General features: G+C 75.1%; 11 protein-coding genes and 1 tRNA gene. 7 read left to right on the forward strand and 5 right to left on the reverse strand.

Annotated elements, in window-relative coordinates; translation table 11 throughout:
- The first annotated feature begins 227 nt into the window (after positions 1 to 227).
- Positions 228 to 1085, forward strand: a complete 858-nt coding sequence (locus tag HCN08_RS00990; RefSeq protein ID WP_167980867.1) for a dienelactone hydrolase family protein — start codon at positions 228 to 230, stop codon at positions 1083 to 1085.
- Here HCN08_RS00990 and HCN08_RS00995 read toward each other — a convergent pair.
- From HCN08_RS00995 to HCN08_RS01005, 3 genes are all read right to left on the reverse strand, one after another.
- Positions 1066 to 1995 carry a sigma factor-like helix-turn-helix DNA-binding protein gene (locus tag HCN08_RS00995; RefSeq protein WP_167980868.1) on the reverse strand — a complete coding sequence of 310 codons (930 nt, stop codon included), beginning with the start codon at positions 1993 to 1995 and terminating at the stop codon, positions 1066 to 1068. The two genes, HCN08_RS00990 and HCN08_RS00995, sit on opposite strands and share 20 nt — an antisense overlap.
- A gap of 146 nt (positions 1996 to 2141) precedes the next feature.
- Entirely contained in the window at positions 2142 to 2642 is a 501-nt protein-coding gene (locus HCN08_RS01000) for a MarR family transcriptional regulator (RefSeq protein ID WP_167980869.1), read from the reverse strand.
- A gap of 423 nt (positions 2643 to 3065) precedes the next feature.
- Positions 3066 to 3138, reverse strand: a tRNA-Arg gene (locus HCN08_RS01005).
- A 444-nt stretch (positions 3139 to 3582) separates the two neighbouring features.
- Here HCN08_RS01005 and HCN08_RS01010 point away from each other — a divergent pair.
- The 6 genes from HCN08_RS01010 (at position 3583) to HCN08_RS01035 (ending at position 10839) form a co-directional block, all read left to right on the forward strand.
- Positions 3583 to 5208 carry a dynamin family protein gene (locus HCN08_RS01010; RefSeq protein WP_167980870.1) on the forward strand — a complete coding sequence of 542 codons (1626 nt, stop codon included), beginning with the start codon at positions 3583 to 3585 and terminating at the stop codon, positions 5206 to 5208.
- 4 nt (positions 5209 to 5212) lie between these two features.
- Positions 5213 to 7204, forward strand: coding sequence for a P-loop NTPase family protein (locus HCN08_RS01015; protein WP_167980871.1), 1992 nt, complete (start codon positions 5213 to 5215; stop codon positions 7202 to 7204).
- A 142-nt stretch (positions 7205 to 7346) separates the two neighbouring features.
- On the forward strand, positions 7347 to 7769 hold the full coding sequence (ssb, locus tag HCN08_RS01020) for a single-stranded DNA-binding protein (RefSeq protein ID WP_167980872.1): 423 nt from the start codon (positions 7347 to 7349) through the stop codon (positions 7767 to 7769).
- A 285-nt stretch (positions 7770 to 8054) separates the two neighbouring features.
- Positions 8055 to 9719: an energy-dependent translational throttle protein EttA gene (gene ettA / locus HCN08_RS01025; protein ID WP_167980873.1), complete on the forward strand. Its 1665-nt coding sequence runs from the start codon at positions 8055 to 8057 to the stop codon at positions 9717 to 9719.
- Positions 9719 to 10144, forward strand: a complete 426-nt coding sequence (locus HCN08_RS01030) for an acyl-CoA thioesterase (RefSeq protein ID WP_167980874.1) — start codon at positions 9719 to 9721, stop codon at positions 10142 to 10144. The genes ettA and HCN08_RS01030 overlap by 1 nt, the downstream gene beginning before the upstream one ends.
- Entirely contained in the window at positions 10141 to 10839 is a 699-nt protein-coding gene (locus HCN08_RS01035; RefSeq protein WP_167980875.1) for a hypothetical protein, read from the forward strand. Before HCN08_RS01030 ends, HCN08_RS01035 begins: the two co-directional genes overlap by 4 nt.
- A 148-nt stretch (positions 10840 to 10987) precedes the next feature.
- On the opposite strand, the gene HCN08_RS01040 is transcribed toward HCN08_RS01035, so the two are convergent.
- Positions 10988 to 12082: an ABC transporter ATP-binding protein gene (locus tag HCN08_RS01040; RefSeq protein WP_167980876.1), complete on the reverse strand. Its 1095-nt coding sequence runs from the start codon at positions 12080 to 12082 to the stop codon at positions 10988 to 10990.
- Positions 12079 to 14865 (reverse strand): ABC transporter permease, encoded by a 2787-nt coding sequence (locus HCN08_RS01045; protein WP_167980877.1) that lies wholly within the window; start codon positions 14863 to 14865, stop codon positions 12079 to 12081. Before HCN08_RS01045 ends, HCN08_RS01040 begins: the two co-directional genes overlap by 4 nt.
- Between the last annotated feature and the right edge of the window lie 249 nt (positions 14866 to 15114).

Consider the following 15114-nt stretch of genomic DNA (forward strand, 5'->3'; position numbering starts at 1 on the left):
GCAAGTGAGCAAAAAAGTGCACGGACCGCGGGGGCCCCGCCGTCTGCGGGGGCGATGGGGCGGGTGAGGCGAATTCGCCGTTCCGTGCGTGCCCGGCCGGGCCTGGCGGCAGTATGGACTCGCGCGTACCACACCCGGCGCACCGGGCGGAGGGCCGTCCGCGGCCGGCCGCCCGGGGCTTCACGTGCTCGCACCGCGGGCGACCCGACCCCCGAGGAGAACCCCCGATGACCGGCTCGGCACGCACCTCCGCATCCGCACCCGCCTCCGCCCCCGTTTCCGATCTGACCGGCTGGCGGCGCGCCCCTTTCACCGCCGCGGACACCGCCGCGAAGACCACCCACGACGTGTACGAGAAGGGCGAGGGCCCCGGGGTGGTGCTGGTCCCCGAGGTGCCCGGCATGACACCCGAAGTGCTCGGCCTGGCCGACCACTTGGTGGACAGCGGCTTCCATGTCGCGATCCCGTCGCCCTTCGGGACGCCCGGCCGCGCGATGAGCGCGGGTTACGCGGCCGGCACGTTCGCCCGGCTGTGCGTGTCCGCGGAGTTCCGCGCCTTCGCCACCGGGGCGCACCGCCCCTTCGCCGACTACCTCAAGGCCCTGGCCCGCGACCTCGCCGCCCGCACCCCGGGCCCCGGGGTCGGCGTCATCGGGATGTGCTTCACCGGCGGTTTCGCGCTGGCCGCCGCCGTCGAGGACGTGGTGCTCGCCCCGGTGCTGAGCCAGCCCGCGCTGCCCTTCCCGGTGGGCGGCAGGAGGGCCGCCGACCCGGGGGTGTCGCCGCAGGAGCTGGCAGCGGTGGTGGACCGCACCAAGGAGTCGGGGCTGTGCCTGCTGGGGCTGCGTTTCAGCGAGGACAAGGGCTCCACCCGGGCGCGTTTCCAGACGCTGCGGCGCAGCCTCGGCGACGCCTTCGAGGTGATCGAGCTGGACTCGGCGAAGGGCAACGAGGGCGGGTTCAAGTCCACCGCGCACTCCGTGCTGACCGCCGAGGTCAGGGACGTCCCGGGCCATCCGGCGCTGGCCGCCCGCGCGCGGGTGGTGGAGTTCCTGCGCGAGCGGCTCAGCCCCGCGGCGCCTTGAGCGCGCCGGGGTTGGTGACCAGGTAGATGCCGGTGACCTGGTCACCGGCGCCGCTGAGGTCCATCACCAGGACGGCGTAGGGCGAGTCGGCGGAGAAGACCACCGCGGACGGGTCGCCGCCCACGTACCGGTGCCGTACGTCCGGCGACCGGTCGGCGTGCCGGGCCGCGTAACGGCCGAGGAAGCGGGCGACGCGCTCGCGGCCCGCCACCGGGCGCAGCGCCGCCCACCGCCCGCCGCCGTCGGTCCACAGCGTCACGTCGGGCGCGAGCAGGGCGAGCAGCGCCGGCAGGTCGCCGGCCGTCGCGGCGGCGATGAAGCGCTCGGTCAGGTCCCGGCGCGGGTGCGGCTCGGCGCCGTCCGCGGCGTGGGGCGGGCGGCGGGCCCGTACGTGCGCGCGGGCCCGGTGCGCGAGCTGCCGGACGGCGTCGGGGCGCCGGCCGAGGATGGCGGCGACATCGGCGTCGGCGTAGCCGAAGACCTCGGCCAGCACGAAGACCGCCCGCTCCAGCGGCGGCAGCGTCTCCAGCACCGTGTGCAGGGCCGTCGACACCGTCGCGGTCCGCCGGGCCAGCGCGCGGCCCACCGCGATCCGCAGCAGGCGCGCCCGGCCGCTCTCGTACGTCCCGGCGGCCGGCCCGCCCTCGCCGGCCCCCTGCGGACCGCCGTCCGCCCGTACACCGCCGTCCGGCTGCCCCTCGCCGTCCGGCGGTCCGTCGCCGTCCGGCCGCCCGTCGCCGTCCGCCCACGTCAGCCAGGTGTCCCGGAGTACGTCCTCGGTGTCGGAGACGCTGCCGAGCAGGCCGTAGACGACGGAGAAGAGCAGTTCACGGTGTCCCGCGAAATCCCGCGTGGCCCTGTCGGCCTCTTCGGCCCCGTCGCCGGGCCGCTCCGCGGGGTCGTGGGACATACCTGGCCTCCTCGACGGGCGCGCTCGTCCGGTGGACGCGCCCGCCACTGAGAGCGGGGGCCGAGGTGAGGTGTGACATCGTCACCGGCGCGGCTGCGCGCCGCACCGGTGCGGTCGTGGCCGCGCTGCCGTGGCGCGGGCCGGCGTCAGTTCTCCGCCAGCTCGTCCGTGGCGATCCGCCCGGCGCGCGCCGTCCGCAGCAGGAAGTCGGCGATCAGCACCAGCTCGTCGTCGTCGTACTCGGCGCAGATCCCGTCCACCGCCGTGTTCAACCCCGAGAAGAGGTACGTCACCTCGGCCGCGCGCTCCTTGACGACCTGGACCAGGACGGCCCGGCGGTCGGTCGGATTCGGGGTGCGCACCACCCAGTTGCCGCGCTCCAGCCGGTCCAGCACGCCGGTCAGCGTCGCCGGGTGCATCCCGGCGCGCTTGGCGAGCGCGGTCGGCCCGATCGGGCCGTGCCGGCTGATCAGGTCGAGGCATTCCAGGTCGGCGTCCCGCAGGTCGAGGTGCATGCCGACCTGGTGGTTGAGCAGTGCCATCTGGACGCTGAGGTCGCGCAGGCCGTCCCTGATCCGGTGGGTCAGCCGCCTCCGCCGCCGTGCTGCCGACGCGGCCGACGTGGCCCCGGGGAGTGTGGAATCCATACGCAAACGATCCTCGCATCGAGAGCACGCGGAGACATGAAAAGTACCCCATGGCCACGCCGCGACTGCCGGCCGGCCGTCGCTGCCGGCCCCCATATCTTCGGTGCGCCGGCGGGGACTTTGGCGCACACCATCTCACAACCCCATAAGCGACTCATACGACTTCGCTAAACGCCGCGCCACCCTCACTGACCAGTGTGGCGGGCGGTAATCGCGAGGCTAGCGGTGCTGTACATCTACTCCGCCGCCGCCCCGTCGCGGCCCTTGCGGGCGACCGGTACTTACGCGGCCACTACGCGCGGGCCGCTAGAGTCTGTGCGACATAACCCCACCGGTGTCACGACCGCGCGACGCCCCGCGATCCACGGGCGCCGGGGCCGTACGGCGGCGGCCGGCACCGCAAGGGCGCCGACCGCGCGTGAGCGCCCCCGGCAGGACTCGAACCTGCGGCCAAGTGCTTAGAAGGCACCTGCTCTATCCGCTGAGCTACGGGGGCCGGACAGTGGCCGTGGCTGTCTTTCGCCCCTGGCTGGTTCCGCGACCTGTACCGAGGTCAAGGATAGGGCGCCGCGTCCGTGCTGCCGTCTGCTTCACCCGCGTGACACGTTGTGGAGGTTCGGTGAAGCGGTCCGATAATCGCAGGCAGGCGCCCGAGCCGCATCGCTTTTGACGGGTCGCAACGCTGCTGTTGTGCACTCGTTATGCCGGTGGCTCATTCTGACTCCCGCGCCCCAGGCGACACCGCCGACCAGCGGTTCTGTCCCGTTTGTCGGGTCTTCCGGGGCCTGTTGCCGCGCCTTTGCGCCGGTCCCGGCCAGGTGTGCGACCTCGCCGCGGCGCTGCCGGCGGCCCCCCGCCGGTCGGGCGTTATCCCGGCTGATTGGGGCCAATTACCCGAAATGCGCTTCATAAACGGTCCAATATGGGGCATTCTGCCGATGTGGCGATCTTGGACGTACGGCCCGAGGTGATCGACGCGCTGTCCGCACTGCGTGACCGCGTCGACACCGCCTGCTTCCCCTTTCCGCTGCCCGACGCCGCACGGGCCCGCCGTACCCGGCAGGAACTCCTCGCCCAACTCGACGACTACCTGGTGCCCCGGCTCACCGCCCCGGAGGCACCGCTGCTCGCCGTCGTCGGCGGATCGACGGGAGCGGGCAAGTCCACTCTTGTCAACTCACTTATCAGCCGTCGTGTCAGCGAATCCGGCGTCCTGCGCCCGACGACCCGCACCCCGGTACTGGTCTGCCACCCCGAGGACCGCGCCTGGTTCGCCGACCCCCGCATCCTGCCGGGCCTGGCCCGCGCCTGGGCCGTACGGCAGCGGGTCCGCGGCGACGAGGACCCGCCCGACCGCGGCGAGCCCGCGCGGGCCGAACTACGGCTGGAATGCGACGACTCCCTGCCACGCGGCCTCGCCCTCCTCGACGCCCCCGACATCGACTCCCTGGTCGCCCGCAACCGCGAGCTCGCCGCCGAACTCATCTGCGCCGCCGACATCTGGATCCTGGTCACCACCGCCTCCCGGTACGCCGACGCCCTGCCCTGGCACCTGCTGCGGACCGCCAAGGAATACGACGTCACGCTCGCCACCGTCCTCGACCGCGTCCCGCACCAGATCGCCGACGACGTCAGCCGCCACTACGCCGCCCTGCTCACCAAGGCCGGCCTCGGCGACGTACCGCGCTTCACCGTCCCCGAACTGCCCGAATCCGCGGGCGGCGGCGGGCTGCTGCCGCAGACCACCGTCGCGGCGCTGCGCGACTGGCTCACGCACTGCGCCCAGGACCCCGCCGCCCGGCAGCACGCCGCCCGCCGCACGTACGAGGGCGCCCTCGACTCGCTGCGCAGCCGGCTGCCCGCGCTCGCCGCCGCCTCCGCCGCCCAGCACGCCGCGGCGCTGCGGCTCGCCCGCGCCGCCGAGGAGTCCTACGAACTGGCCGCCCAGCGGATCGACTCCGCCGTGCTCGCCGGCGCCCCCCTCGCGGGCGAGGCGCTGGCCCACTGGCAGGGCTACCCCGCCTGCGGCCCCGACACCCTGCAGGGCGCCCTCGCGGAGGAACTGGCCGCGCTGCTGCGCACCGAGACCGACGCCGCCGACGAGCGCATCACCGACGCATGGCAGCGCGACCCGGCCGGCGCCGCGCTGCTCGACGACCCCGCCTCCCGGCCCGACCGCGACCGGGTGGCGGTCGCCGCCCGTATCGACAAGGGCGTACGCCGCTGGCGCCGCGCCCTCACCGACCTCGCCTACGCCCACCTGCGCGCCCACCGCGACGGCGAACGGCCGGCCGCCGACCCCGAGGACGTCGCGGCACTGTTGGCCACCGCCCTGCTCGGCGCGCGGCGCGGTCGCACCGCGGGGGAGCGGCTCGCCGAGACCGTCGGCGCCCAGGCCGCCCTGCGGATGCGCGACGAGGCCCGGGACCGGCTCGCCGACGCCGTGGCCGGGCTGCTCGACGGCGAACGCGACCGCAGGCTCGCGCCCGTCGACGCCCACGATGTCACCGCGGGGCAGCAGGCCTCGCTGATCTCCGCGCTGTCCCTACTGCAAAAGGAGAGGTGAGCCGGTGCGCCCGACCAGCACCGACCTGTCGTCCACGGCTCCCGAACCGGCCCGCACCCTCCCGGGCCCGGCCGGCGGCACCCCCGCGCAGCCGGGAGCCGAGACCGCCGAACGGGCCGCGGGCGGGGCGGCGCCCGCCGGCACCGCGGCCGACCCGCTCGGCGAACGGGTCGACGCGCTCGGCGAACTGCTCGGCCTGTCCAGGACCCGGATCAGCCCCGAGGCACTCGCCGAGACAAGCGAACTGCTGGAGCGCATCGGCGAGCGGCGCCGGCTCTTCCACGACCACACCGTGGTGGCGCTCGCCGGCGCCACCGGCAGCGGCAAGTCCGCGCTCTTCAACGCGCTGACCGACCTTCCGCTGTCCGCGACCGGCGTACGCAGGCCGACGACCGCCCGCCCCGTCTCCTGCGCCTGGCACCCCGAGCGGGCCGCCGGGCTGCTGGACCGGCTGGGCATCGCCCCCCAGGACCGCTACACCCGCCGCCCCCGCATCCCCGCCCCCGCGGGCGGCCCCCGCCGCCCCGAGCCGGACGGCGGCCCGCCGGCGCAGCCCGGCATCCCGGCCGGCGACGACTTCCTCTTCCCCGTCGAGGCCGACGCGTGCGGTGCGCTCGACGGTACGGCCGGTGGCGGTACGGCGCGGTGGGGCGGTGAACCGGCCGACGAGGTGAGCCTGGACGGGCTCGTCCTCATCGACCTGCCCGACCACGACTCCGCCGCGCCGGGCCACCGGGAGCAGGTGGACCGGCTGCTGCGGCTCGTCGATGTCGTCGTCTGGGTGCTCGATCCCGAGAAATACGCCGATGCGGCGCTGCATGAACGCTATCTGCGCCCCCTTTCCGGGCATGCGGATGTGACGGTGCTGGTGCTCAACCAGGTCGACCGGCTGCCGGGGGACTCGGCCGACCTGGTCCTCGACGATCTGCGCAGGCTGCTCGACGAGGACGGCCTCGCGGTGGGCGAGCACGGCGAGGCCGGCGCGGTGGTGCTGGCCGCTTCCGCCCTGACCGGTCAGGGCGTCGGCGACCTGCGCGCGGTGCTCGCGCAGATCGTCGCCGAGCGGGCCGCCGCCGGCCGCCGGCTGGCGGCCGACCTGGACCGTGCGGCAGCACGGCTGCACCCCCTTTACGTGGCGGACGGCATCTATGTCGCGGAGGGAAGCGCCGGGCTGACGGACCAGGCGCGCGAGGAGTTCGTCGACCGGCTGGCCGACGCGGTGGGAGCGGTCGGAGCCGGTCAGTCGGCGGAACGGGACTGGGCGAGGGCCGCACGTGCGGAGTGCGGGACGCCGTGGGGGCGTCTGAGGGGAGAACGGCCCGCGACCAGCCCCGGATCCCGTGCGACGCAGACTTCACCCGTCCGGCGCAGCGATCCGCATTCCGCGGCCCGTGAGACGGGGCTGGTGGCCTCCCGGCCGCTGGTGGAGGAAGCCGTACGGGGACTGGCCGCCGACGCCGCCCGGGGGCTGCCCGCGCCCTGGGGGCAGGCGGTACGGGACGCCGCCCGCCGGGGCGGCGAGGGCCTGCCCGCGGCACTCGACGCGGCGGCCCGGCGGGCCCGCCCTGGACCGCCGGAGCGCCCCGGGTGGTGGGCGGCCGTCCGCGGCGTGCAGTGGCTGCTGATGGCGCTCGCGGTCGCGGGCGCGGTGTGCCTCAGCACGCTCGCGGTGGGCTCGCTGGAGCTGGCCTGGTGGCCGCCGGTGGTGATGATCGCGACCGGCGGGGCCGGCGGACCGCTGGTGACGGCCGGCTGCCGGGTGGCCGCGCGCGGCCCGGCCCGCCGGTACGGGCAGGCCGCCGAGCGGCGGCTGCGGGACGCGGCGGCCGACTGTGGACGGGCGAGGGTGCTGGAGCCGGTCGCGGCCGAGCTCATGCGCTACCGGGAGGTCCGCGAGCAGTTCGCGGTCGTGGCAGCCGCCTCTCCCTCTTCTGCGCGCGCGGCGCGCATGCGCGATTCCCACTCCGCCGGGACTTCACGCCACTCGTCCGAGTGACGGGCGCGAGTGGGGAGTTATCCACAGATGACAGGTTATCCACAGATTTAAAAAGGTCTGGATTCGACTGTCCGATCCGGGGGGCAGGATGTTCTCAGCGGGTCCCACACGGGGGCGCCGCCGAGAACGGGAGGACCGTGCGATGAACGAGACCCTGGTGACCGTCGTCGGAAACGTGGCGACGGAGCCCGAGATGCGCACCACCGAGGCGGGCGTGGGCTTCACGAGGTTCCGGCTGGCCACGACCGCCAGGCGCTGGGACGCCCAGCGCGGCTCCTGGGCGGACGGGCCGACGAGCTTCTACACGGTGCGCGCCTGGCGCACGCTCGCCGGCCACGTCAAGGAGTCGGTGGGCCTCGGCGAACCGCTCGTCGTCCAGGGGCGGTTGAAGATCCGGGACGACGAGCGCGACGGGCGCCGCTATACGGACGCGGAGATCGAGGCGGTGGCCGTCGGGCACGACCTGGCGCGCGGCGTCTCGCGCTTCAGCCGGAGTTCGCTGCAGCCGATGGCCCCCCGCCCCGAACCCGCGACCTCTCCCCAGGCCGACCCGGTCCTCACCTGAGCACGGGCCGGGAGGCGGCGCCGGTCACGGCGGGTTCCTCTCGTGCGCTCGGGTCTTACGTGGGAGAAGACCCGGCGCCGAGCGGAGATCACCGCTCACGGCCGGCCCGCCGTACCGGCCGCCGTGCCGACGGCCGCGCGGGAGCCGTACCGGAGCCGTACCGGGGCGGCGGTCCTCGACGTACCCGTTCGCCCCGTGGGGTGGACGTACGGCAAGATGGGGTGTATCTGCCCTCACGCGGCGGAGCCGCACATTGGCCCTTCTCGATCTGCCGGACGGTTTCTCTTGGCTGAGTACATCTACACGATGCGCAAGACGCGCAAGGCGCACGGCGACAAGGTCATCCTCGATGATGTGACGCTGAGCTTCCTGCCGGGCGCGAAGATCGGTGTGGTCGGTCCGAACGGCGCCGGTAAGTCCACCGTGCTCAAGATCATGGCCGGTCTTGAGCAGCCCTCGAACGGTGACGCGTTCCTGTCGCCCGGCTACAGCGTCGGCATGCTGCTGCAGGAGCCGCCGCTGGACGAGTCCAAGACCGTGCTGGAGAACGTGCAGGACGGTGTGGCCGAGGTCAAGGCGCAGCTGGACCGGTTCAACGAGATCGCCGAGCTGATGGCGACCGACTACTCCGACGCGCTGCTCGACGAGATGGGCAAGCTCCAGGAGAAGCTCGACCACGCCGACGCCTGGGACCTGGACGCGCAGCTGGAGCAGGCGATGGACGCGCTGGGCTGCCCGCCCGGCGACTGGCCGGTCACGACGCTGTCCGGTGGCGAGAAGCGCCGGGTGGCGCTGTGCAAGCTGCTGCTGGAGGCGCCCGACCTGCTGCTGCTGGACGAGCCGACCAACCACCTGGACGCCGAGTCCGTGCAGTGGCTGGAGCAGCACCTGGCCAAGTACGCGGGCACCGTCGTGGCCGTCACCCACGACCGGTACTTCCTGGACAACGTGGCCCAGTGGATCCTGGAGCTGGACCGCGGCCGGGCGATCCCCTACGAGGGCAACTACTCCACCTACCTGGAGAACAAGGCGTCGCGGCTGAAGGTCGAGGGCCAGAAGGACGCCAAGCGGCAGAAGCGGCTCAAGGAAGAGCTGGAGTGGGTCCGCTCCAACGCCAAGGGGCGGCAGGCCAAGTCCAAGGCGCGCCTGGCGCGCTACGAGGAGATGGCGGCCGAGGCCGACAAGGTCCGCAAGCTGGACTTCGAGGAGATCCAGATCCCGCCGGGCCCGCGGCTGGGCTCCGTCGTGGTCGAGGTGCAGCACCTGTCGAAGGCCTTCGGCGAGAAGGTGCTCATCGACGACCTGTCGTTCACGCTGCCGCGCAACGGCATCGTGGGCGTCATCGGCCCCAACGGCGCCGGCAAGACGACGCTGTTCAAGATGCTCCAGGGGCTGGAGGAGGCCGACTCCGGCAGCATCAAGGTCGGCGAGACGGTGCGGATCTCGTACGTCGACCAGGGCCGGTCCAACATCGACCCGAAGAAGACGCTGTGGGAGGTCGTCTCGGACGGCCTGGACTACATCAACGTGGGCCAGGTCGAGATGCCGTCGCGGGCCTATGTGTCGGCGTTCGGCTTCAAGGGGCCGGACCAGCAGAAGCCGTCCGGGGTGCTGTCCGGCGGTGAGCGCAACCGGCTGAACCTCGCGCTGACCCTCAAGCAGGGCGGCAACCTGCTGCTGCTGGACGAGCCGACCAACGACCTCGACGTCGAGACGCTGTCCTCGCTGGAGAACGCGCTGCTGGACTTCCCCGGTGCGGCCGTGGTCGTCTCCCACGACCGGTGGTTCCTGGACCGGGTGGCCACGCACATCCTGGCCTACGAGGGCAACTCGAAGTGGTTCTGGTTCGAGGGCAACTTCGAGTCGTACGAGAAGAACAAGGTGGAGCGGCTCGGCCCGGACGCCGCGCGTCCGCACCGCGCCACCTACAAGAAGCTGACACGCGGCTGATGGCACGGCACATCTTCCGCTGCCCCCTGCGCTGGGCGGACATGGACGCCTTCGGGCACGTCAACAACGTGGCCTTCCTGAGGTATCTGGAAGAGGCGCGTATCGACTTCATGTTCCGCCTGGCGCCGGGGGAGGGGAGTGCGTCGTTCACCGGCGGGTCGGTGGTGGCACGGCACGAGATCGACTATCTGCGCCCGCTGGTGCACCGGCACGAGCCGGTGGTCGTGGAGACGTGGGTGACCGACATATCGGCGGCGTCCATGACCGTCCGCTACGAGGTCAAGGACGAGCAGGCGCTCTACGCCCGGGCCTCGACGGTCGTGGTGCCGTACAACCTGGAGCTGGGGCGGCCCCGGCGGATCACGCCGGAGGAGCGGGCCTTCCTGGAGAAGTACCGCGACGAGGACGGGACCGTCGCCGTATGACCGCGGTCCGGCTGGCTCTGGGGCACGGCGCCGCCGGCTCCGGGGACGCCGAGCGGGAGGCGGCGGACCTCGCCGCTTTCCTCGGGCGGCTGGTGCGCTGGGACAAGGCCGCGGTGGTGCGGCTGCGTTCCGCGGCGGGCGAGCCGGCGCTCGGGGTCTTCGGGCATCCGCCGTTCGGCGGTGTGCTCGCGGTGCGCAGTGCGGCGCTGCGGGGTGCCGGGGCGGTGGCGGCGGCGGTCGACGCGACGGTGTCGGCCGGGCAGCTGCTGGAGGCGGTCTCGGCGGACGAGGCGGGCTTCGCGCTGCCGCCGTCGGTGACCGGGCCCGCGTGGGCCGGGCTGCTGCCGCCGCGGTCGGGCTGGCAGCGGGTGGCGCACCTGGACGCGGTGCGGGTGCGCAAGGCCGCGGCGGAGACGGTCGCGGAGTTCCGCGCCCGTACCGAGGGGCTGCCTCCCGAGGGCCGGACGCGGGCGGCGCTGGACGCGTTGGCCGAGGAGCTGTGGGCCCGCCCGTACCAGGGCACGACGCTGCGGGTGGTGCATGCCGCCCATGCGCTGGGCTTCCTGCGCGGTGACGGCGACGAGGCGCCGGCGCTGCTGGCGGCCGGGCCGTGGTCGCGGCTGCGGACGCCGTACGGCTCGGTGGCCGTGCGCCGCGAGTCGCCTGCGGCGGGGCTCAGCGTCTCCCCGGCCTGAGGCGTTCGGCTCCGCCGGGGGCCAGGGGCGGCACCGCCGCACGGAGGCCCGGCGGCATGGGAGGCCCCAGGCCCGGCGGCGCGGTGGCCGGGGCCGGGGCCGGGCTTACCGGCGCCGGAGGGCCGGGGTGCGGCGCCGGGGGTGGTGGCTAGTCCTGCGGCGGGTGGTCGTCGGGGCGGACGGTGATGTGGTCGGGCTGGAGTTCCAGCAGGACGCGGCGGCGGATCTCCAGGGCCTCGGTGTAGTCGTGGGGGAGCTGGAGGCGGCCGGCGCGGTCGACGGTGGCGTACTCGCGGGCGACGACGGACTCCCGGCCGTGCTCGTCGATCTCGGTGCGGCGCACGACCTCGGAGGCAGTGCGGCCGTCGCGGATGGCGACGGTGCGGTGGACGGCGTCGGCGACGGACTGGTCGTGGGTGACGACCACGACGGTGGTGCCGAGCTGCTCGTTGGCGGTGCGGAAGGAGCCGAAGACCTGTTCGGCGGTGGTGGAGTCCAGCTCCCCGGTGGGCTCGTCGGCGAGGACGACGGCCGGGTTGTTGGCCAGGGCGACGGCGATCGCGGCGCGCTGCTGCTCGCCGCCGGACATCTGGCCGGGGTGCCGGTCGTGGCAGTGGGCGACGCCGAGCATACCGAGCAGGTCGGCGGCGCGGGTGGCGCGGCGCCGCCGGTGGCGCAGGCCGCCGCTGCCGGAGAGCTGCATGGGGAGCATGACGTTCTGGGCGGCGGTCAGGTAGGGCAGCAGGTTGCGTGAGGTCTGCTGCCAGATGAAGCCGACGACCTCCCGGCGGTAGCGCAGCCGGGCCTTGGCGTCCATGGCGAGCAGGTCGTAGCCGCCGACGGAGGCCGCGCCGGCGGTGGGCACGTCGAGGCCGGCGAGGATGTTGAGCAGGGTGGACTTGCCGCTGCCCGACGCGCCGACCAGGGCCATCAGCTCGCCCCGGGCGACGAGCAGGTCCAGGCCCTGGAGGGCCTGCACCTCGACGCCGTCCGCGGTGAAGATGCGTACGAGGCGGTCGCAGCTGATCAGGGCGTCCTTGCCGTACGCGGGCCGGTCGCGGCGCTCGGCGGCCTGCCGCTCCAGCTCGGCGAGGCTCACGGGCCCCGCCGCCCGGCCCCCGCCGGCCACGTCCGCCGGAGCCGCCGGGCCCGGTGCCGAGTCCGGAGTCGCGCCGTCCTGGGCTGCCGGGGCGGCGGGGGCCGGCGCGGAATTGCTTGCGGGGGTGGGGGAGTCGGCGGTCATGTGGTGCGGTCACCCGCTCTCAGCTCGGTGCTTTCGTGTCGTCGCGCGCCCGCCCAGACCTGCGCCAGCAGGACCGCGCAGGCCAGGAGGAGCAGCCCCGTCGAGGGCAGGGCGAGGGACCAGGGGTCGGCGCGCAGCGTGACGGCCAGGGTGGACGGCGGGGTCACCGTGGCGGAACCCGCGCCGGTACCGAAGGCGAGAGCGGCGAGGTCGACGCCGGGGCGCAGCAGCGGGATGACGGCCAGGCCCACCAGGACGCCGCCGGCCGCGGCGAGCAGCACCTGCGGCAGCATCTCCAGCAGCACCAGCCGCCGGGACTGCCGCCGCGTCAGGCCCATCGTGCGCAGCCGCGCCAGCAGCGCGGTACGGCCGGGGGCCGCGGCCATCAGCGACAGCAGCAGGGCCAGCGCGCTGTATCCGGCGCCGGCCGCGACGGCGGCCAGGTAGAGGGTACGGGTGCCGTGCTGGAGCGGGCTGTCGGTGAGGGCGGCGCGCTGCTCGGAGCGCAGCAGTACGGCCGCCGGGGTGGCGGCGCGGGCGGCGACCCGGCGCAGCGCGGCGGCGTCGATGTGCTGCCCGGGCGCCGCGTCGGCCAGCACCGTCGTCGGGCCGCCGTACGGCGTCAGGGCACCCAGTTGCGGGTGCTGGGCGTGCAGCTGCCGCGCGGAGACGATGACGAAGTCGCCCTCGGCGGCGGCCGGGGTGGAGGTCAGGGTCGCGACGGGGCGGATGTCGCTGTTGCCGACGTCCGTGGCCAGCGGCGTCCTGCGGCCGGCCAGCAGCTCGGCGATCCGCGGCGAGACCACGGCGGGCAGCGGGCCGTGCGCGCCGGCCGCGGCGCCCGGGCCGAGGGCGTCGAGCGGGAAGGCCGGCATGCCCGCCGCGCGGGTGATCCGGGCGTACGCGGCCGGGTCGTCGACGACCAGCAGCTCGAAGTTCTGCGGGATGTCCTGGTTCGCGGCGTGCGGCTCGACCCGGACCGAGACGTGGTCGCCGATCCCCGGCACCTTCGCGACCTGGCCCGGGAGCGCCGGGTCGAGCGGGAAGACGGAGTCGACCCGGGCGTCGGCGCCGACGGTCATGGCGGCGGCGCGGTCCCTGCCGTGGCCGATCCCGGCGAGGACGGAGCCGCCGAAGGACGCCACGGTGAGCGCCACCAGCATCGCCAGCAGCGGCAGTTGCCCGCCGCTCGGGGCGCGCCCCGCCCGGGCCAGGCCCAGATGCGTGACCGCCCCGCGCAACCGGGCGGCGGGCCGGGCCAGATGGCGCAGCGGCAGCGGGTAGACCCGCAGCAGCACCAGCGCGGCGGCCACCGCCACCAGCACCGGGGCCGCCGCGAGGAACGGGTCGGAGCCGTCGGCGGTGCCCCGCCGGCGCAGTGCGGCCACCGCCGCGGCCACCAGCACGGCCACCGTCAGCTCCAGCACGAGCCGCCGCCGCGAGGGCTTCGCGGCGACCAGGTCCTCCCGCTCGGCGGGCCGCGGCCGGCGTACGGCGAGGGTGGCCCGCAGCGGCATGGCGAGCGCGCCCGCCGCCGTCACGGCCGCGCCCAGCGCCAGCGCGAGGCCGTACCGCGCGGTCGGCAGCGCCAGCAGGGCCAGCGCGGTCCCGGCCGCCCCCGCGGGCAGCGCGGCGGCGGCGGATTCGGCCAGCAGCCGGCGGAAGATGCCGGCCAGCGAACCGCCCCGCGAGCGCAGCAGCGCGACCTCGCGCCGCCGGCGGTCGGCGGCCAGCCCGGCGGCCATCAGCAGCACCGCCAGCGCGGTCGTGCCCACGCCCACCGCCGCGATGAGCACCAGCGGGTGGGCGGCGTCCCGGTCGGCGCCGAAGGCGGCCAGCACGGTGGCGATCCCGGCGACGGCGTGCAGCGAGGAGGAGCCGGTGGACTGCGCGAGCCGGGTGGCGAGCGGGCCGTTGCCCAGCGAGGCGAGTTCGGCGCGCAGCGCGGGCACGTCGTGCGCGGTCAGCCGCGAGGTGTCGAGCGGGTGGTGCCAGTAGAGGGCGGCGCCCGTGCCCAGCAGCGGGATGGAGCGGGCGGCGGTGCCGTCGACGAGGACGGTGAAGTGCCAGTACGTCTTCGGCGGGTCGATCATCGCGTGCGGCGGGAAGCTGACGAGCGGCGCGAGCAGGTCGTCGTCCATCGTCCAGAAGCCGGCGCGCGGGTCGGTCGGCGCGAGGATGCCGCTGATGCGCACGGTCAGGGGTGTGGCGCCGAATTTCTGCAGGTGGATGGTCTGGCCGACCTTCAGGTGCAGCACCTGCGCGGTCTTCTCGGTGACGGCGCCCTCGAAGGAGAGCGCGGCGGTGTCGCCGGTCTCCGGCCGCGGCAGCCGCCCGGCGACCACCCGGGCGTGGTCGGCCAGGCCCGCCTGGGCGACCAGGTCGGCGCCGGGCGCGTGCTCGGAGGTCCGGGGCAGCTCCTTGTCCGGCACCTCCGCCTCGGCGCCGGACCGTATGCCCTGCACGACCCCGCCCGGCGCGAGCCGCAGCGGCGGGCGCAGCAGCGCGCGGAAGTCCTGCTCGACGCGGTCCAGCGCGGCGGGCGCGAGCGGATCCCCGCCGGTGGCGTCCCCGGCGGTCCGGAAGTCGTCGGCGAGCGAGACGCCGTGGTCCCGCGGCGCCGCTCCCGCGACGGCGTGCCGCAGCGCGGAGTCCTCGTACCGGTCGACCGCCCGCGGCAGCGCCGCCGCGAGGAATGCCGTGACCAGCACGAGCGCGGCGAGCGCCACCGCACTCCCGGGCGCGGCCCGCAACCGCAGCGACAGCCACGACCCGCCGAACAACCCGGCGGACCCGGGGGTTACGGCCCCGTCACCCGGCGCGGACGGCACCGGCACCGGGTGGGCCGGCTCCGACGGGCCGGACGCCTCGGGGGATACGGGAGCCCCGGCCGGCCCGGGGGAGCCGGAACGCGGCGGCGTCCCGGGCGGCTGCGGCGACGGCTCGGGTGCCGGCGAGCCGGGCTCCTGCGGCGTACCCGGCGGCACTGCGGACGGCTCCGGGGCCGAGGGGTTCGGCTCTTGCGGGGGTGT

The organism is Actinacidiphila epipremni (assembly GCF_012034175.1).
Lineage (GTDB): Bacteria > Actinomycetota > Actinomycetes > Streptomycetales > Streptomycetaceae > Actinacidiphila > Actinacidiphila epipremni.

Bases quoted from the DNA above. Each gene is read 5' to 3' on its own strand.
- HCN08_RS00990 (WP_167980867.1), top strand. From the start codon at position 228: ATGACCGGCTCGGCACGCACCTCCGCATCCGCACCCGCCTCCGCCCCC.
- HCN08_RS00995 (WP_167980868.1), bottom strand. From the start codon at position 1,995: ATGTCCCACGACCCCGCGGAGCGGCCCGGCGACGGGGCCGAAGAGGCC.
- HCN08_RS01000 (WP_167980869.1), bottom strand. From the start codon at position 2,642: ATGGATTCCACACTCCCCGGGGCCACGTCGGCCGCGTCGGCAGCACGG.
- ssb (WP_167980872.1), top strand. From the start codon at position 7,347: ATGAACGAGACCCTGGTGACCGTCGTCGGAAACGTGGCGACGGAGCCC.
- HCN08_RS01030 (WP_167980874.1), top strand. From the start codon at position 9,719: ATGGCACGGCACATCTTCCGCTGCCCCCTGCGCTGGGCGGACATGGAC.
- HCN08_RS01035 (WP_167980875.1), top strand. From the start codon at position 10,141: ATGACCGCGGTCCGGCTGGCTCTGGGGCACGGCGCCGCCGGCTCCGGG.
- HCN08_RS01040 (WP_167980876.1), bottom strand. From the start codon at position 12,082: ATGACCGCCGACTCCCCCACCCCCGCAAGCAATTCCGCGCCGGCCCCC.